General features: G+C 64.7%; 19 protein-coding genes. 13 read left to right on the top strand and 6 right to left on the bottom strand.

Annotation, left to right across the window (positions count from 1 at the left end; all coding sequences use genetic code 11):
• Positions 1-15: 15 nt before the first annotated feature.
• On the bottom strand, positions 16-336 hold the full coding sequence (locus tag CK489_RS28110; protein ID WP_095734534.1) for a hypothetical protein: 321 nt from the start codon (positions 334-336) through the stop codon (positions 16-18).
• A 61-nt stretch (positions 337-397) separates the two neighbouring features.
• Here CK489_RS28110 and CK489_RS28105 point away from each other — a divergent pair, with 61 nt between their 5' ends.
• On the top strand, positions 398-598 hold the full coding sequence (locus CK489_RS28105; protein ID WP_050423694.1) for a DUF3072 domain-containing protein: 201 nt from the start codon (positions 398-400) through the stop codon (positions 596-598).
• 110 nt (positions 599-708) lie between these two features.
• Positions 709-963 (top strand): hypothetical protein, encoded by a 255-nt coding sequence (locus CK489_RS28100; protein WP_021082218.1) that lies wholly within the window; start codon positions 709-711, stop codon positions 961-963.
• Between the two features lie 180 nt (positions 964-1,143).
• On the opposite strand, the gene CK489_RS28095 is transcribed toward CK489_RS28100, so the two are convergent.
• On the bottom strand, positions 1,144-1,401 hold the full coding sequence (locus CK489_RS28095) for a hypothetical protein (RefSeq protein WP_050630745.1): 258 nt from the start codon (positions 1,399-1,401) through the stop codon (positions 1,144-1,146).
• Positions 1,402-1,514: 113 nt separating this feature from the next.
• Here CK489_RS28095 and CK489_RS28090 point away from each other — a divergent pair, with 113 nt between their 5' ends.
• Positions 1,515-3,584 carry an ATP-dependent helicase gene (locus CK489_RS28090; RefSeq protein ID WP_095734533.1) on the top strand — a complete coding sequence of 690 codons (2,070 nt, stop codon included), beginning with the start codon at positions 1,515-1,517 and terminating at the stop codon, positions 3,582-3,584.
• Between the two features lie 137 nt (positions 3,585-3,721).
• Here the strand turns inward: CK489_RS28090 and CK489_RS28085 are convergent, their stop codons facing one another.
• Positions 3,722-4,453 carry an adenylate/guanylate cyclase domain-containing protein gene (locus CK489_RS28085; protein WP_050630746.1) on the bottom strand — a complete coding sequence of 244 codons (732 nt, stop codon included), beginning with the start codon at positions 4,451-4,453 and terminating at the stop codon, positions 3,722-3,724.
• A gap of 82 nt (positions 4,454-4,535) precedes the next feature.
• The gene (locus CK489_RS28080; protein WP_050630747.1) at positions 4,536-4,787 is read right to left on the bottom strand and encodes a PilZ domain-containing protein; all 252 of its coding nucleotides are present in this window, start codon (positions 4,785-4,787) and stop codon (positions 4,536-4,538) included.
• A 267-nt stretch (positions 4,788-5,054) separates the two neighbouring features.
• On the opposite strand from CK489_RS28080, the gene CK489_RS28075 reads away from it, so the two are divergent.
• Genes CK489_RS28075 through CK489_RS28065 form a run of 3 tightly spaced genes read left to right on the top strand, consistent with a single transcriptional unit; the run spans position 5,055 to position 8,086 of the window.
• Entirely contained in the window at positions 5,055-6,461 is a 1,407-nt protein-coding gene (locus CK489_RS28075) for an MFS transporter (RefSeq protein WP_050630748.1), read from the top strand.
• An 11-nt stretch (positions 6,462-6,472) separates the two neighbouring features.
• Entirely contained in the window at positions 6,473-7,660 is a 1,188-nt protein-coding gene (locus CK489_RS28070; RefSeq protein WP_095734532.1) for an acyl-CoA dehydrogenase family protein, read from the top strand.
• A gap of 24 nt (positions 7,661-7,684) precedes the next feature.
• Positions 7,685-8,086 carry a VOC family protein gene (locus tag CK489_RS28065; protein WP_050630750.1) on the top strand — a complete coding sequence of 134 codons (402 nt, stop codon included), beginning with the start codon at positions 7,685-7,687 and terminating at the stop codon, positions 8,084-8,086.
• Positions 8,087-8,333: 247 nt separating this feature from the next.
• Here CK489_RS28065 and CK489_RS28060 read toward each other — a convergent pair whose 3' ends face one another.
• Complete coding sequence (locus CK489_RS28060; RefSeq protein WP_502694143.1) at positions 8,334-9,083, bottom strand: Spy/CpxP family protein refolding chaperone; 750 nt, start codon at positions 9,081-9,083, stop codon at positions 8,334-8,336.
• 452 nt (positions 9,084-9,535) lie between these two features.
• On the opposite strand from CK489_RS28060, the gene CK489_RS28055 reads away from it, so the two are divergent.
• From CK489_RS28055 to CK489_RS28025, 7 genes are all read left to right on the top strand, one after another.
• Complete coding sequence (locus tag CK489_RS28055) at positions 9,536-10,876, top strand: ABC transporter substrate-binding protein (RefSeq protein WP_095734530.1); 1,341 nt, start codon at positions 9,536-9,538, stop codon at positions 10,874-10,876.
• 116 nt (positions 10,877-10,992) lie between these two features.
• Positions 10,993-11,931: a carbohydrate ABC transporter permease gene (locus CK489_RS28050; protein ID WP_095734529.1), complete on the top strand. Its 939-nt coding sequence runs from the start codon at positions 10,993-10,995 to the stop codon at positions 11,929-11,931.
• Positions 11,931-12,842, top strand: a complete 912-nt coding sequence (locus tag CK489_RS28045) for a carbohydrate ABC transporter permease (RefSeq protein WP_021082228.1) — start codon at positions 11,931-11,933, stop codon at positions 12,840-12,842. Before CK489_RS28050 ends, CK489_RS28045 begins: the two co-directional genes overlap by 1 nt.
• Before the next feature lie 21 nt (positions 12,843-12,863).
• Positions 12,864-13,964 (top strand): ABC transporter ATP-binding protein, encoded by a 1,101-nt coding sequence (locus CK489_RS28040; protein ID WP_050630754.1) that lies wholly within the window; start codon positions 12,864-12,866, stop codon positions 13,962-13,964.
• A gap of 29 nt (positions 13,965-13,993) precedes the next feature.
• Positions 13,994-14,983 carry a hydroxyacid dehydrogenase gene (locus CK489_RS28035; RefSeq protein WP_050630755.1) on the top strand — a complete coding sequence of 330 codons (990 nt, stop codon included), beginning with the start codon at positions 13,994-13,996 and terminating at the stop codon, positions 14,981-14,983.
• Positions 14,984-15,141: 158 nt separating this feature from the next.
• Entirely contained in the window at positions 15,142-16,566 is a 1,425-nt protein-coding gene (locus CK489_RS28030; RefSeq protein ID WP_095734528.1) for an amidase, read from the top strand.
• Positions 16,567-16,734: 168 nt separating this feature from the next.
• Positions 16,735-17,403, top strand: a complete 669-nt coding sequence (locus CK489_RS28025) for a hypothetical protein (RefSeq protein ID WP_050630757.1) — start codon at positions 16,735-16,737, stop codon at positions 17,401-17,403.
• Here CK489_RS28025 and CK489_RS28020 read toward each other — a convergent pair.
• The gene (locus CK489_RS28020) at positions 17,400-17,924 is read right to left on the bottom strand and encodes a DUF1993 domain-containing protein (RefSeq protein ID WP_095734527.1); all 525 of its coding nucleotides are present in this window, start codon (positions 17,922-17,924) and stop codon (positions 17,400-17,402) included. The two genes, CK489_RS28025 and CK489_RS28020, sit on opposite strands and share 4 nt — an antisense overlap.
• Positions 17,925-17,957 lie beyond the last annotated feature (33 nt).

The following is a 17,957-nucleotide window of genomic DNA, read 5'->3' as shown; positions in this document are numbered from 1 at the left end:
GATCGCGCGGCCGGATCACACCCTGGCGTTACTGTGGCCCGGCTTGGCCTTTGGCTTGTCCGCTCTGGCCTTGTCTGCCTTGGCCGCCGCTGTTGGACGGTCCGCATAGCTTCGGCTCAGCCGCTCCCGAACGGTCGGGAGCCGCTCGCCGCCACCAGCGGCCTTCCAACGAACTATCAACTCGGCAACTTCGGCGCGCATCGCCATCAGCTGGTACGACCCTTCGCTGCAATCCAGATCGCGATTGACCTGATCCCGGATCGATGCCTCGACCAAGGTCATCTCAGCCCGCAAAGTGCTGATCCTGCGACGAATTTCATTGATCTTGTTGTCCATGGCTTGTTAGAACAAAAATAGAACATATTGTCAAGTCACGATCCGGCAAGTGAGGTGGACGATGAGCATGGCAGCGGTAAAATTTGGTGGCGTTGCGGACCGGCTTGGCGGGCTGATGTCGCGTGCCCAGGCGCTGCGGTTGAGGAGCCTGGCCGAGGAGGCCTATCAACCGAACCAGTACGCGCGCGACTTGACGTCAGAGGAAGCCGAACGGCGCATCGATGCCCTGCGGGCGGAGATTGCGCTGGCGGACTCGTTCTAAGCCCCTGCCCGGTCGAGCCGGACACTCCCTTAAGGCTTTGATATAGCGGCGCAGCTAGGTCTGTTCTGTTATGGCAGCTTGCCGCTGCCTGACCTTTGGGAGAGCCTTTCGTGCTGGAGCTGGAGAAGCGGTCGCCGCTTGCGTTCCCGATCACGCTGAAAGACGGGCGAATACTCGCGACCGTCGGCGACGCGGCGGACTATCTGTCAGCACTGAACGCCGACCAGCGCGAGCGCGGCTATTGGAAGACGGCGATCCTGATGTTCAACAACGCGATGCGCGAACCCAGCTACCTGAGGATCGCAACGATCAACATGCGCTCTGCGCTTGTGTATGACCGCCTCGTCGACGACGCCGGCTCCTGATTGTGGCGCGGCAGCTACAGCCGAATCGGCGGCGGTTGCGTACGGCCGTGTTCGTTATGGCCGCAAACAAGGTAACGGCGGTACACGCGACGGCAGGGAGTGCAATGCACTTCGGCCGCACTCTAGGGCCGCCAGGGAGGGCCAAGGCGGCCCATTTCTTTTCAAAGCAATCTTGTCTTTTCAAAGCAGTTTTGCACGGACGAACAGCGTCCGCAGCGCGTTGGTCGCCTGCACTGTCAGCATGGCGTTGCCGGCCGCCCGCTCCAGCGCAACCAGCGCTTCGTCATGGAGCGAGCGGAACTCCATCCATTCGACGGCGCTGAGATTGCTGATGAAGCGGTAGGCCTGGCCGACGGTCGCGAGCGTCACTGTCTCGCCGTTCAGCCGCACCTTGAATGTCGCCTTCAGCGGCGTGTCGGATTTGGAAGTGTCACCCATGGCGCGGTTGTGCGCCGCGGCGCGTTAATGTCAATCTAATTTCTCAGCTTCCGCGCAGCTGTGCCGGCCCCGCTGAATCGCAATGTCTGTTAGCGTTTCCCAGGGGGTGATTCGTGCCTGATCTTGCCAACACAGCCTATCTCGATGCGCTCAATTCCGAGCAGCGCCGCGCCGTCGAGCATGGGGTCGGCAAGGATTGCATCGTCGGCGCCCCGCTGCTGGTGATCGCGGGCGCGGGCTCGGGCAAGACCAACACACTCGCCCATCGCGTTGCGCACCTGATCGTCGCCGGCGCCGATCCGCGCCGCATCCTGTTGATGACCTTCTCGCGGCGTGCTGCGGCGGAAATGGCCGGCCGCGTCGAGCGCATCGCACGCCGCGTGCTCGGCGACCGCGCCTCCGTCATGACCGATGCGCTGAACTGGGCCGGCACGTTCCACGGCATCGGCGCGCGGCTGCTCCGCGAATTCGCCGAGCGTATCGCGCTCGACCCGGCCTTCACGATCCACGATCGCGAAGACTCCGCCGATCTGATCAACCTGGTCCGTCACGATCTCGGTTTCTCCCGTACCGAAAGCCGGTTCCCCACCAAGGGCACCTGCCTTGCGATCTATTCGCGCTGCGTGAATGCGGAAATGCCGATCGAGGCCGTGCTCGGCCAGTTCTTCCCGTGGTGCTCCGGCTGGGCCGGTGAATTGAAGCAGCTGTTCGCAGCCTATGTCGAAGCCAAGCAGCGGCAGAACGTGCTCGATTACGACGACCTCCTGCTCTACTGGGCGCAGATGGTGACAGACACCGCGCTGGCCGAGGAGATCGGCGGCCGCTTCGACCACGTGATGGTCGACGAATATCAGGACACCAACCGCCTGCAGTCCTCCATCCTGCTCGCGCTCAAGCCGACCGGGCGCGGGCTCACAGTGGTCGGCGACGACGCGCAATCGATCTATTCGTTCCGCGCCGCCACCGTGCGCAACATTCTCGACTTCCCGAGCCAGTTCAGCCCCGCCGCCGAGATCGTCACGCTCGACCGCAACTATCGCTCGACCCAGCCGATCCTGTCGGCCGCCAACGGCGTGATCTCGCTGGCCAAGGAACGCTTCACCAAGAACCTGTGGACCGACCGGACCTCGACCCGCAATCCGCTGCTGGTCACGGTCCGCGACGAGGCCGACCAGGCGCGCTACATCGTCGAGCAGGTGCTGGCCAATCGCGAGGAAGGTGCGCTGCTGAAGCAGCAGGCGGTGCTGTTCCGCACCTCCTCGCACAGCGGACCGCTGGAGGTCGAGCTGACCCGCCGCAACATTCCGTTCGTGAAATTCGGCGGCCTCAAATTCCTCGACGCCGCGCACGTCAAGGACATGCTGGCGCTGCTGCGTTTCACCGCCAATCCGCGCGACCGGGTCGCCGGCTTTCGTATCCTGCATCTGTTGCCCGGCGTCGGGCCGGCCTCGGCACAGCGCGTGCTCGACCGCATGGCCGAAGCCGCCGATCCAATCACCGCGCTCGCAGCGCTGCCGGCGCCGCCCCGCGCAGGCGCGGACTGGAGGTTGTTCGTCGAGACGATCGAGAACCTGCGCTTCTCGGAATGGCCGGTCGATATCGAGCGCGCGCGGCTGTGGTACGAGCCGCATCTTGATCGCATCCACGAGGACAGCGAGGTCCGCCGCGCCGACCTCATCCAGCTCGAGCAGATCGCCGCCGGCTACCCGTCGCGCGAACGCTTCCTCACCGAGCTCACGCTCGATCCGCCCGACGCGACCAGCGACCAGGCCGGCGTGCCGTTGCTCGACGAGGATTACCTGATCCTGTCGACCATCCATTCCGCCAAGGGGCAGGAGTGGAAGTCCGTCTACGTGCTCAACGTCGTCGACGGCTGCATGCCCTCCGACCTCGGCGCCGGCACCTCGGCCGAACTCGAGGAGGAGCGCCGCCTGCTCTATGTCGCCATGACCCGCGCCAAGGACGATCTGCATCTCATGGTGCCGCAGCGCTTCTTCGTCCACGGCCAGGCCGCCAAGGGCGACCGCCATATGTACGCCTCGCGCACCCGCTTCATCCCGGAACGACTGCTGCCGATGTTCGAGCGGACCACATGGCCGCGCGCAGCCGCCGCGCAAGCCTCCTCCCCCAGCCGTGCGCCGCCGATCGATATCGGCGCGCGGATGCGCGGCATGTGGCGCTGACGAAAATCCCCTCCGCTCCCGGAACGAAGCCACCGGCCTCGCGTTAGCGCGGTGTTCGTAATCGGCAAACGACCATCCCCGACGGCTTCGGCGCGGTGCTCCGCGCTGGAGCCGTCTTTTTGTTGCGCCGCGTCAATTCACGCCGAAAACAGTGTAACCGGCTGGTCGAAGCCCTTCAGCGTATAGTCGGAACCGGTCGCCGTGATCATGCTTGCGGTTCGATCCCGCACGGCTGATGTGACCAGGATCTCGCCGGACTTCGCGATCGCTTGGGCCCGGGCCGCGCGATTGACCACCGTGCCGACCGCCGTCAGGTCACGATGGGTTTGGCCGAACTCACCGAAATTGGTGTCGCCGCTGTCCATCCCGATGCCGATTCCGAGTTCGATGTCGCCGGCGCCGATCGCCTTTACTAGCGTATCGTGCCTGTCCTTGAAGCGGCGCTGGATCTCGCGCGCCGCCAGCAGGGCCTGCACGGCGTGATCGTCCCGCCGTACCGGGAAATTGAAGATCGCGAACACGGCATCGCCGATCGTCTTGTTGAGGATGCCGTCATAGCGCCAGATCGCGGCGGCGCAGTCGTCGTAGAACGCGTCGAGCAGCGACGTCAGCCCGTCCTGCGCGATGGTCTGCGTCAAAGTGGTGTAGCCGCGCAGATCGGCGAACAGGATGGTGGCGTCGATGGTCACGGCGCGCGCCTTCATGATCTTCGAGAAGGCCATCTCGCAGATCGTGCAGGTGTTCGGGTTCATGCGGCTCGGCCGGACGCCGAACAGGCGGAACGGCGCCGACAAGGGGCCGCGCAGCGGGATCGGCATATGCAGATTTTGCCAGCAGCCGAGGCAGATCGTTGCGGGTTCCGGAGTCATCGGCGTTCCACCGGCTGTTCCAGCGACGAAACCCATTCCAGCCTGGCACGGTCGGTCATGGTGTCCTGCGAGATTGCCGCGCTCAGGCGGTCGTCACGAAACTCACTCCAATCCGCGTCTTCTTGCTCCAGATCACCTGGCACTCATAGACCACCGAGGCGTCGCGGGCCATCATCAGGCGGAATCTATGCGGGACGAATGCCGGATTCTCGACCTCGATGGCGGCGCCTTCCGCCGAGATGTTGACGATCGTGCAGTGCATGACCGAACCGCCCGACGAGACATAGCCGGGTTCATTGACCTCGGTTCGTGGATGCCTGCGCTTCTCGTCCACCCGGCCTGTCTCCCCCGCTCTCTTGCCACAAACGTGGGCGATCGGGATCGCAGGAGTCAACGGCTGGCACGGCTCACATCAGGCTTTCGCACCATGATTTGTGCGCAGCGGCAAGCCGAATTGCTTATCGCGTTCGTGCAGACGAGCCCCGCGCCGGTGCGGGCTTGCCGTTCGCGACAGCACGAGGATAGCCTCATCTTATGGGCGATGCGCCGGCGCAACGCACGCTCGCAACAACAACGAACAGGCGCCAAGGGGAGACGCGCCATGTTCGAGATCCTCGATCGCCGGACGACTCTGACCGGCAACCAGATCAAGATCCTTGCGGCAGCCATCATCGGCGATGCGCTGGAATTCTTCGATTACTTCCTGATCGGCTTCGTGCTCGCCTTCCTGATCGGGCCGTGGAAGCTCACCTTCGGCCAATCGGCCACCGTCCTGATGAGTTCCGGCATCGGCGCCATCATCGGCGCCTATCTCTGGGGCTGGCTCGCCGACCGGGTCGGGCGCCGCATCGTCTTCATCGGCACGGTGCTGAACTTCTCGATCGCGACCGGCCTGCTCTATTTCACGCCCGACAATGGCTGGGTTTACCTCGCAATCCTGCGCTTCTTCGTCGGCACCGGCGTCGGCGGCCTGTATTGCGTCGACCTGCCGCTGGTGCAGGAGTTCATGCCCTCGCACAAGCGCGGCTGGGTCGGCGGGCTCGTCACCTGCGTGATCCCGCTCGGCGTCGGCCTTGGCGCAGTGCTGGGCGCGATCATGGGCACCGATCAGTGGCGGCTTTTGTTTGCGATCGGCGTACTGCCGGCGGTCCTCGTGCTGCTGGTCCGGCTCTGGGTGCCGGAGTCGCCACGCTGGCTGTGCCGGCAAGGGCGCTATGACGAGGCCCGCAAGTCGCTCGCCTGGGCCCTGCAGGTGCCGCCATCGGAGCTGCCGCTGCCGAGCGCGGCCGACGCCGGGCCGATCGTCACGACCAGCTGGTTCGACCTGTTCAAATATCCGCGCAGCCTGATCGTCTCCTGGCTCGGCAACGCCGGCGCGCAGACCGGCGTCTACGGCATCACGCTGTGGGCGCCCGCACTGTTCGTGCTGCTGCTGAAGGTCACGCCGCAGGAAGCCGCCAAGATGATGATCCTGCTCAGCGTCACCGGATTCCTCGGCCGCATCTCGTTCTCCTGGTTCTCGGAGTTGCTGGGACGGCGCATCGCCGGCGGCCTGCTCGGCCTCGGCGCCGGCGCGCTGACCATCATTGCCGGCTATCACTACGACGCGACGCTGTTCGGCATGTCGGCGTTCTGGCTGCTGCTCGGCGCCGCCTTCTTCTTCGCCGACGGCGGCTTTGCGATCGTCGGGCCCTATGCGGCGGAGGTCTGGCCGTCGCATCTGCGCACCACGGGCATGGGCTCGGCCTACGGTTTCGGCGGCATCGGCAAGATCATCGGGCCGGTCGGCCTCGCACTGATCGTCGGTTCGAACAACTATCTCAAGCCGGACGTGCCGCTGACCCAGATCCCGACCGCCTTCGTCTATCTCGGCTGCTGGTTCCTGATGGCGGGCGCCGTCTATCTGTTCTTCGGGCTCGAGACCCGGGGCAAGTCGATCGAGCAGATTGACAGGGAGCTCAACGCGGCGGCTGACGTCGCGGCCTCCGCCACCATCCGGCGCGCCTGAGGGAGGCGAATATGAGCGTGACGTCAGCAGATCTTGCGGGCGATCGTGACGTGATCGCCCGCGCCGAGTCGATCCGGGACGCAGTTGCGGCCGCCGCCGACGAGATCGAAACAACTCGCCGCCTGCCGCCCGATTTGCTCGACCGGCTGCACGAGGCGCGCCTGTTCCGCCTGCTGTTGCCGCGTTCGACCAAAGGGATCGAGACCGATCCCGTCACCTTCTTCCATGCCATCGAGACCATCGCCAAGGCCGATGCCTCGACGGCGTGGTGCCTGAGCCAGGCCGGCGGCTGTGCGATGTCGGCGGCCTATCTCGACCTGCCGGTCGCGCAGGAGATGTTTGCCGACCCGCGTGCGGTGCTGGCCTGGGGCCCCGGCCCCAAGGTCAAGGCGATCGAATGCGAGGGCGGCTACCGGGTCACCGGGGTCTGGTCGTTCGCGTCAGGCGGCCGGCACGCCACCTGGCTCGGCGCCCATTGCCCGATCTATGCCGCGGACGGCTCGCCGCGCCGCGACGCCAATGGCGAGCAGCTCGAACGCACCATGCTGGTGCGAACCGAGGAAGTCGAATGGACCGACATCTGGAACACGGTCGGGCTGCGCGGCACCGCCAGCGACCAGTTCGCGCTCGACGACTTCTTCGTTCGCGCGGACCATTCGATCACCCGCGAATTCGAGCGCGAGTGCCGCGAGAATGGTCCGCTGTACCGGATGAGCAACCACACCTGCTACCAGGTCGGCTTCGCCGGGGTCGCCTGCGGCATCGCCCGCAGTGCGCTGGACAATTTCGTCGACGTTGCCCGCAACAAGGTGCCGCGCGGCATGAAGAAGACGCTGCGCGACAATGCCGTGGTGCAGTCCGGCCTCGCCCAGGCCGAGGTCAATTTGCGCGCCGCCCGCGCCTTCCTGCTGCAATCGATGGCGGACATCTGGAAGGACCTGGTCGCCGGCCACAGCATCACGGTCGCGCAGCGCATGACGATCCGGATGGCGGCGACCCACGCCATCCACAAGGCGCGCGAGGCGGTCGACTTCGCCTACAGCACGGCCGGCGCGACCGCGATCTTCGACGGCCATCCGCTGGAACGGCGCTTCCGCGACATCCACACAGTGACCCAGCAATTGCAGGGCCGCTTCAGTCATTTCGAGACCGTCGGCGCCTGGATGCTCGGCGTCGATGCCGACCTCAGCTTCGTCTGATCTGAATTCTCAGGGAGAACGACCATGCCATTGGGCGGACTGCAGCATTTCACCATCGAACCGCAGGATTTGGAAAAGACCAAGGCGTTCTATTGCGATGTGCTCGGGCTCGAGAATGGCGATCGGCCGCCGCTCGATTTTCCAGGCTACTGGCTCTATTCCGGCGGTCAGGCCACCGTCCATTTAATGGGCACCCGCAAGCCGCGCGACGGCATCGTCGTGCGTGGGACGGAGAAGAAATATGAGGACACCGGCCGCCTCGACCATATCGCCTTTGCCGCGACCGACGTTGACGGCGTACGCAAGCGCCTCCAGGCGAACAATGTCAGCTTCCGCGAGCAGATCGTGCCGCGCACCGGCGACACCCAGATCTTCCTCTACGATCCCGATGGCGTCGGCGTGGAGCTGAACTTCCCCAAGAGCTGAAGCGGATTACCTGCTCAACAAATGGCCGATGCAAGCGTCGGCCAATATTTCCCACCGCAAAACCGGTTCCCGACAAGGCCCTGACTCGGCCATCACTCGGGCGTGATCCCGTCCGTTTTTCTTCAACATTGAATGACGAATTAACCGAGCCGCGCCGCTGCGGCAGAATAGCCGGGTGCTGCGCCTTTAACCTACCCCAGGGCATGGTAGCCCGGCTATTCGTCCCCACTTCGCCGCCGGACGCTCGCTAGTCGAGCCCGCGCTCGTGGCTGAGGCGGACCATTTCGTTGATGAAGATTTGTTTCTGCTTGTCGTCGAGGCTGGCGTAAAGCGGCTCGGCAGCGTCGGCGACGCCGCGCTGATCGACCGCGCGATCATTGAGGAACTGGGCCTCGTTGCGCATCTGCTCGATGATGTCGTCAGGCGGATCGCGCTGCGCGCGTGCAATGCGCAGGTTGAGCCGGTCGGCGCCGTTGTGCCCGAGATAGTGCATCGCACTGTTGAAGCCGGCCCAGTTCTTCTCCTGCTCCGGCGTCAGGTTGAGCTCCTTCTTGATCCGCTCGATATTGGCGTCGCTATTGGCGACGATCTGTTCGGCCGTGAGCTGCGGTGCGCCGGCCTGGGTCAGCACCGTCGGTGCTTGCTTGGCGCCCTTGTCCTTGGCGGCGACCTTGGCCGATTTGGCGGCCTTGGCGCCCTGCTTGTCACCGGACGCTGGAGCCTGCGCGTTCTTGCCGTTGCCGGCGTTGGGATTGCCGTTGTTGCCGGTCAACACCCCGGTCACGCCGGTCACAACCCCGACCACGCCGCCGATGGCTCCGCCGAGAACCCCGCCAACCGGTCCGGCGGCCTTGTTGCCTTCGCGCGCGCCCTGCTCCACGCCCTGCACGATCTGCGCATCGACCATATGAGGCACTGCAAGCAGCGTGACGGTGGCGGCCCCAACCGCGGCGCACAATCTCCATTGTGCTCGCAGCTTCGCTACCGGGATGAGCATGATCGGGTCTCCGTGATCGATGGTGGATTGCAGAATGGAAGCGCGGGTAGGTCGACGAATCCGACCTTATCGTCTCCGCCTTCGGCAAGTCTATCGGCCGGGCTGGGCATCAACATGACGGAACACGGTTGGATCAGGCTCGGCTGAACAAGCTGCGGCTCAACCGCGCAGCGTCCCCGATCACGGCTTCGCCAATCTCCGCGTGCGTCGCAGCATGATGGCGGGAAGCGCGTCAAACCGCCGGCAATCGCTGTGATGCTGATGACGCTGCCTGCGATTTGACCACAACGTTAGTACTACGTGGCACAGGCATCTCGTTTCTCGACAGCCGCCGGCAATTCTGTTCTGATCGGCATGAACGAAATCCCGCGACGTCGCGCGAACGCGACGCACAAAACAACAACGGGATTCGAAAAAGTCTTTTGTCCGTTGGCGACCAGGGAGGGAATGCCATGTCACGGAAGAAGCTTTCGCGCCGAGAATTCGTTGCGGCGACAGCGCTGTCATCGGCGGCGCTCATCACAGCCCCCTACGTGCGTGGCGCCTACGCAGCCGGCAAGCTCTCGATGGGCTTCTGGGATCACTGGGTGCCGGGCGCGAACAGTGCCTCCACCGAGCTCGTCAACGAATGGGCCGCCAAGGAAAAGGTCGAGGTCCAGATCGACTACATCACCAGCCAGGGCAACAAGAACATCGTCACCATCGCTGCCGAGGCGCAGGCGAAATCCGGTCACGATATCTTCCAGATGCCGACCTGGTGGCCGCAGGCCAATGCCGAGCTGCTTGAGCCGGTCAACGACATCATGGATCCGCTCGTCAAGCTGAACGGCGAGGTCAACGGCACGGTGAAGTATCTCGGCCAGGCCGACGGCAAATGGCTCGGGGTTCCCGCCAGCGTCGGCAGTCAGATCAAGGGCCCCTGCTCGCGCATCGACCTGATGAAGAAATACGCTGGCATCGACGTCCAGGAGATGTATCCGGCCGGAAGCCCGCCGAAGGCGGACAACTGGACTCTCGACACGTTCCTGAAGGCGGCCGAAGCCTGCCACAAGGCGGGCTTCCCGTTCGGTATCGGTCTCGGCGAGACCAGCGACAATGTCGACACCGCCGGCGCGATCTTCCAGTCGTACGGCGCGCATCTGGTCGACGCCAAGGGCAACCTCACCGTCAAGACCGACGCGGTGCGCCAGGCGCTGGAATTCTACAAGAAGCTGCTCGCCTTCCTGCCGCCGGACGTTGCCGCATGGGACGATGCCTCCAACAACAAATGGCTGGTCGCGGGCAAGGGCGCGATGATCATGAACCCGCCGAGCGCGTGGGCGGTCGCCAAGCGCGATGCGCCGCAGGTCGCGGAACAATGCTGGACGCACGGGTTCCCGGCCGGCCCGAAGGGACGGTTCGCGCCCTATCTGCCGTTCTTCTGGTCGATCTGGTCGTTCTCGAAGAACAAGGAAGCGGCCAAGAGCCTGCTGTCGTTCCTGTCTCAGCCGGCATCGATCGAGAAGATGGTGATCGCGAGCGGCGGCTATGATCTACCGGCTTACGAGAAGCTCACGACATTGAAGGTCTGGGAAGAGCAAGGGCCGCCGAAGGGCACGCTCTATCATTACCCGAACCCCTACAAACACCAGACGCTGTCGATCGCGGCTTCGCCCGCGCCGCCCAAGGTCGCGCAGCAGATCTACTTCCAGGCCACCCTGACCAAGATGTGCCTGCGGTACTACCAGGGTGAAGCGATGGAAAAGACGCTCGCTTGGGCCGAGGGCGAGTGTGAAGGCTTCATGCGAAGCTGACGAGAAGCGAGCCCCGCACGGCCGGCCGATCGTGCCGGCCGTGCGAGCTCTCGCCTCAACATCCCAGCCGCAAACCCGGCAAGACCTGCAACCAACCCGCGCGAGGGACCTGCGTTATGGTTGATGTCGCATTCCACCCCAACCGTGCGGCCGCAGCCCAGTCGGGTCGACGGCGCGTCGGCCTGCGCAACGCGCTCCGTCGCAAGTCGATGTCCGCGTTCCTGATGACGCTGCCGTTGATCCTTCTGATCGCCGTGCTGGTGATCTATCCGGCGTTCTATTCGCTGCACCTTGCGACGCTGAACAAGGCGATGACGAAGTTCGTCGGCTTCGGCAATTTCGAGTTCCTGTTCAAGCGCGACACCTTCTGGCTGGTGGTCAAGCAGTCCTGCATTTTCGCGATCTCCGCGGTGGTCTTCAAAGCGCTGATCGGCTTCATCGTCGCGCATTTCGTGCACAACGTGCCCGCCAACAAGCAGCGCAAATGGCGCGGCATGCTGCTCGTTCCGTGGGTGATCCCGCCGGCGATGAGCACGCTGGCCTGGCTCTGGCTGTTCGACCCGTCCTACAGCGCCTTCAACTACACGCTGTCCTTCTTCGGCATCGGACCGATCCCGTGGACCGGCGATGCGATGTGGGCGCGCTTCTCGGTGATCCTCGTCAACGTCTGGTACGGCGCGCCGTTCTTCATGATCATGTATCTGGCGGCGCTGAAATCGGTGCCCGAGCAGCTCTATGAGGCGGCGGCAATCGACGGCGCCAATTGGTGGCAGCGCATCTGGTACGTGACCCTGCCGATGATGCGCAACATCATCGCGATCACGACGCTGTTCTCGCTGATCGTGACCTTCGCCAATTTCGACATCGTGCGCATCCTGACCGCCGGCGGGCCGCTCGACCACACCCACATCTTCGCAACCTGGGCGTTCCGAGTCGGCATCGAGGGCAGCGACATTCCGCTCGGCGCCAGCGTCTCGCTGTTCATGGTGCCGATCCTCGCGGTCGCGGCGATCTTCATCCTGCGCGACATCACCAAACGCGGGAACGAATCCTGATGAGCACAGTGACGATCGACAAGGCGGGACCGACGCGCAAGGTCAAATACGGCAGCATGAGCCGCGACCGGACCTGGGCGCTGCGCTGGTCCTACTTCTTCCTGACGCTGTTTGCGATCTTCTCGCTGACGCCGCCGTTCTACATGCTGATCACGTCGCTGAAGGGCAGTGCCGAGATTTCGGCGGCGACCAACCCGTGGTGGGTGCACCAGCCCACACTCGAGAACTACGTCCAGCTCTTGACCTCGAACCAGTTCCTGCGCTTCTTCTGGAATTCGGCCTGGGTCTCGATCATCGTGGTCACCATCACGATGCTGATCAGCGTGCCGGCCGCCTTCGCCTTGGCGCGGATGAAATTCTGGGGCTCGGCGACGCTTGCGACCGGCGTATTCCTCACCTACCTCATCCCGGACAGCCTGCTGTTCATCCCGCTGTTCAAGATGTTTGCCGTGTTCGGCGACTGGACCGGCATCCAGCTCGTGAATCGCTGGTACGTGCTACTGTTCATCTATCCGACGCTGACGGTGCCGTTCTGCACCTGGATCATGATCGGTTATTTCGCCTCGATCCCGAAGGAGCTCGACGAGGCCGCGATCATCGACGGCGCGAGCTGGTTCCAGACGCTGACCCGGATCTTCATCCCGGTCGCCCTGCCCGGCCTGATCGCGGCGACCATCTTCGCCTTCACGGTCTCCTGGGCTCAGTTCCTCTATCCCCTGGTGTTCACGACCTCGACCGATCAGCTCGTGCTGCCCGTCGGCATCATCACCACCCTGATCAAGGGTGATGTCTTCAACTGGGGGCAGATCATGACCGGCGCCCTGCTCGGCGCCGCGCCGCCGCTGATCATCTACGCCTTCCTGATGGACTACTACATTGCCGGCCTGACCGCCGGTGCGACAAAGGGTTGAACGCGACAAGGGTAGGAATTCATGGCCGACGTTAGTTTGCGCAAGGTGGTGAAGCGTTACGACGAGGTCGAGGCGGTGCGTGGCATCGACCTCGATATCGCCGACCATGAGTTCGTGGTGCTGGTCGGGCCGAGCGGCTGCGGCAAGTCAACGACGCTGCGGATGATCGCCGGCCTCGAAGACATTTCCGACGGCGACATCATGATCGGCGGCGACGTCGTCAACGACGTGCCGCCGAAGGACCGCGACATCGCGATGGTGTTCCAGAACTATGCGCTGTATCCGCACATGACGGTCGCGGAGAACATGTCGTTCGGACTGCGGCTGAAGCACTATCCCAAGGCCGAGATCAAGAGCCGGGTCACGGAAGCGGCCCGGATGCTCGACATCACCGACCTGATCGACCGCAAGCCAAAGCAGCTCTCCGGGGGCCAGCGCCAGCGCGTCGCGATGGGACGCGCCATCGTGCGCAATCCGAAGGTGTTCCTTTTCGACGAGCCGCTGTCCAACCTCGACGCCAAGCTGCGCGTGCAGATGCGGATCGAGATCAAGAAGGTGCATCAGAAAGTCCGCACCACGACCGTCTACGTCACCCACGACCAGGTCGAGGCGATGACGCTGGCCGACCGCGTCGTGGTGATGAACCACGGCAGGATCGAGCAGATCGGCACGCCGAACGAACTCTACCACAAGCCTGCGACCCGCTTCGTCGCGAGCTTCATCGGCTCGCCCGCCATGAACTTCGTGCCGTGCCGGCTCGAGGACGTCGGCGGCAAGCTCAACGTGCGGCTGACCGATCGCCTCGCTTTCGCCCTGCCGCCGGCGCGCGCCGCCCGCTACCAAGCCCTCTCGCGCACCGACAAGCTGCTGCTCGGCATCCGGCCCGAGCATGTGATGGATGCGCGGCCGCATGCCGAGCCGGGTGTCGAGCCGTTCGACGCGGTGCTCGACGTCACCGAGCCGATGGGCATGGAGACCCTGGTCTATTTCACGCTCGAAGGCACCCAGGTCTGCGGCCGGGTCAGTCCCAATGCCGGCGCGCAGGATGGCAGCCCGCTCCGATTGGCTGTGGACCTCAACAATATGCATTTGCTAAACGAGGTGACCGGCGCCGTCCTTTGACGGCGCACAAGAAACCTCAAGGGCGGGAAATGGCCACCAACAAGAAGAAGATTTTCATCACCCAGACTCTTTCGCCGGGGGCACGGGTGCTCCTCAACGAGCGGGACGACGTCGAACTCATCGAATTTCCCAACCTGATCACGGCCAAGGACTTCCAGGCGATGCTGGAGCAGCACGCGCCGGTCCATGGCGTGGCACTCGGCGCGACCCGCTTCGGCGAGGCGGAGCTCGAAGCCTCCAAGGGCATGCTGGTGGTGACCCGGATTGGCGTCGGCTATGACGCTGTCGATGTGCCGGCACTGTCCCGCCGCAAGGTGCCGCTGATGGTCGCAGGCACCGCGAACTCGCCGTCGGTCGCGGAGCAGGCCCTGTTCATGATGCTGACGCTGGCCAAGCGCGCGCAGGAAATGCACACGATGGTCAAGGACGGCACCTGGGCGAGCCGGCTCGGCGTATTGCCCTTCGACCTCTACGGCAAGACCGTCCTGATCGTCGGCTTCGGCCGGATCGGCACTCGCACCGCCAAGCGTTGCCTTGCGATGGAAATGAACGTGCTGGTTTACGATCCCTACAAGCCCGCCAGCGAGATCACCGCGGCCGGCTGCGAGGCCGTGTCGAGCCTCGAAGCGGCGCTGCCGCGGGCCGATTTCGTCACCATCCATTGCCCGAAGAATCCGGAAACGGTCGGCCTGTTCAACGCGGCGCGGATCGGGCTGATGAAGCCGACCGCCTATCTCATCAACACCGCTCGCGGCGGCATCGTCGACGAGAAGGCGCTGCACGATGCGCTGGTGTCGGGCAAGCTCGCCGGCGCCGGTCTCGACGTGTTCGAGGTCGAACCGCCGCCGGTCGGCCAACCGCTGCACGCTTTGCCGAACGTGATCATGGCACCGCATGTGGCCGGCGTGACCGTCGAGGCCGTCGATCGCATGAGCGAGCAGACCGCGCGCAATATCCTGAGCGTGCTGGACGGCAATCCGCTGCGCCAGAATGTGATCAACCAGGACGTCCTCGGCTGAACCTTCAGCCTTCCCAAAGGCGCGATGACGTCATCGCGCTTTCGTTTGTTGTTTGAGCACGATCCTTTCGGAAAAATCGCTTCACACTTTTCCGGATCGTGCTCTAGTCGCGCTGTGGCCGACCTTGCGAGGTCGGCCCGGCGATGCGGAGCATGCACATGGCTTTCAAGGAATTCGGCAACTACGATGCGGTCGGTCTCGCCGAGCTCGTCCGCAAGAAAGAGGTGACGCCAAAGGAACTGCTCGACGAGGCGATCGCGCGCACCACCGCCGTCGACCCGAAGATCAACGCGGTCGTCGTCAAGCACTACGACTACGCCGAGCGCCAGATCGCCAAGGGCCTGCCTGACGGCCCGTTCACCGGCGTTCCGTTCCTGTTGAAAGACCTCGATCTGCTCGAGGGCACCCGCACCACGTCGGGCGCCAGCCTGCTGAAGGATTTCGTCGCCGACCACAACGGGACGCTGACCCAGCGCTTCCTGGATGCGGGTCTTGCGATCTTCGGCAAGAGCGCGAGCCCGGAATTCGGCCTGATGCCGACGACGGAATCCCGTCTGTTCGGCCCGACCCGCAATCCCTGGAATCTGGAGCATTCCTCCGGCGGCTCATCGGGCGGCGCCGGGGCTGCGGTCGCGGCGCGCATCCTGCCGGTCGCGCATGCCAGCGACGGCGGCGGCTCGATCCGGATTCCCGCCTCCGCCTCCGGCGTGTTCGGCATGAAGCCGACGCGCGCCCGCAATCCCTGCGGTCCCGATCGCGGCGAAGGCTGGGGCGGCTTCTCGGTCGGCCATGTGCTCAGCATCAGCGTCCGCGACAGCGCCGTCATGATGGATGCGATCCACGGTCCTGAGCCGTCGAGCCTCTACGTCGCGCCGCCGCCGGAGCGGCCGTTCTCGCAGGAAGTCGGCCGCGACCCCGGTCAGTTGCGCATCAGCTTCACCGACAAGTCGCCCTATGGCGATGCGATTGATCCGGAGATATCAGCGGCGGTCCGCGACACCGCCAAGCTGCTGGCCGGCCTCGGCCATCACGTCGAGGAGCGCGCGCCGTCGCTTGCGGCCGATCCGGCCGCGCTCATGACCACGATCGTCGGCGGCAACACGGCGCTGACCATCCGCCTGCTTGAGCAGCGGGTGGGGCGCACGCTGACGTCCGACGACGTCGAGCGGCTGACGCTCGCCAGCGGCCAGAACTCGGTCAAGATGACGCCGGCCGACTATGTCGCGGCGCAGCTTGCGGCATTCCAGGTCTCGCGCGGGCTCGCGACCTTCTTCGAGGGCTGCGACATCTTCCTGAGCCCGACCCTGTGCGCGCCGCCACTTCGTCTCGGCGAGCTGAACACGATGTCCGAGGATCTGAGCCACATCGCGCCGGTGCTGCGCCGCTACATGCCGGGCACCTCGATGTTCAACATGTCCGGGCAGCCGGCGATGTCGGTGCCGCTGGCCTGGAACGAGGCCGGACTGCCGCTCGGCATGATGTTCGCGGCCAAGCTCGGCGAGGAAGGACTGCTGTTCCGCCTGGCCGGCCAGCTCGAACAGGTGCGTCCCTGGAAGGACCGCCGTCCGCCGGTTTGTGCTTAGGAGCGTTTTCAAGCAAAATGGGTGGCGGTTTGCGTCTGGAAAACGCATCCGATTGAACCCGCAGCTTCGGCCTCGCCGCAGCTACGGGCTGACAAAGGGCAGTCAGATCAGGTAGATAGGAAGGGCGTCGGCACGATTCCGCCGGCGTCGTGCCTGGGAGACCGAACCGTGAGCGACCCGACCGACAATGCGCTTGCCGCGATCGCGAGCATTCTCGATCAGACCAAGATACCTCCCGAGAAGGCCAAGTCGCCCGACGACAAGACCGACAAGGCAGCTGAGCCGACTCCGCCGGTCTCCATCGCGATGCCGCCGCCCCTGCCCACGTCGGTCGAAGTCGTTACCGTCGAGACCGTATCCATCCAGACCGTGACCATCGAGGCCGCGCCCGCCGAACCGGCGGCTGTCGAAGCGGCGGCTGTCGAGCCAGCGCCGATCGAGGAGCCGCCGCCGATCGAACCGCCTCAGCCGGTCGCACAGGCTGAGCCCAGTGAGCCGCCGACGAGTGAGCCCGAGCCGAGCGCGCCGGAGCCGGAGCCGATCCAGCCGCCCCAGCCGATCGAGGCCAACGGCTATTCGAAGTCCGGACCAGGCCCGATGGCCGCGCTGCGCTTCCACTGGACGGTGCGCCAGGACGGCGCTCAGTACTATGTCGACGAGACCGTCGGCGAAGGATCGGCCCCGCTGGTCAACGGGCCGATGGACCGGGATGCCGCGATCAAATTCGTCGACGACCGCGAGGCCGAAGCGCGACGGCGTTTCGAGCATTTCAAACACGAGATCGCCAGCCGCACTGCTGCCGCCCTGCGGATGAGCCGGGACAGCAACGAGGCCTAACCCTGCGGCAGCCTCGGCGGTCCCAGAAAATCCTTCTTCGCGAGATCGACGCCGGCATGGCGCAGGATGTCGTAGGCGGTCGCGACATGGAAGAAGAACTGCGGAACGCTGAAGGTCAGGATCAGCGATTTGCCGGTGAATGGCCTGGTCGCGCCGCTTCGGAACGTGAATACGACGTCGCGGTCGGCGGCGTCGTCGATCACCTCGCGCGGCAAACCCAGCGCAAAATCAATCGTCGCGGCAATCCGCGCCCTCAACTCGGCGATGTCGGGCTCCGCCGCTGCGAAGGCAAGCGGCGCGCACCCCGCCAGCAACGCGCAGCTCAAGACGACGTGCCGGTTCGCTTCTCCGATCTGCTCGCGAAGGCTGTACATGTTCGGCGCGAGCCGCATGCCGAGCAACACGTCGGGGCCGAACCCGCGAGCGATCGCGTGAGCCTCGGCATGATCGAGCAGCGCGGAAAGATTGTGCAGATACGGCACATAGATGCCGACGGATGCTTCATGGAGCGAGATGGTCACTTTTGCGCCCGCGATGCTGGCTCGATCGTCCCA

The organism is Bradyrhizobium sp. UFLA03-84, from assembly GCF_002289535.1.
Lineage (GTDB): Bacteria > Pseudomonadota > Alphaproteobacteria > Rhizobiales > Xanthobacteraceae > Bradyrhizobium > Bradyrhizobium viridifuturi.
Note: the sequence above shows the minus strand (reverse complement) of the source record. Positions and strands in the feature narration are given on the sequence as shown.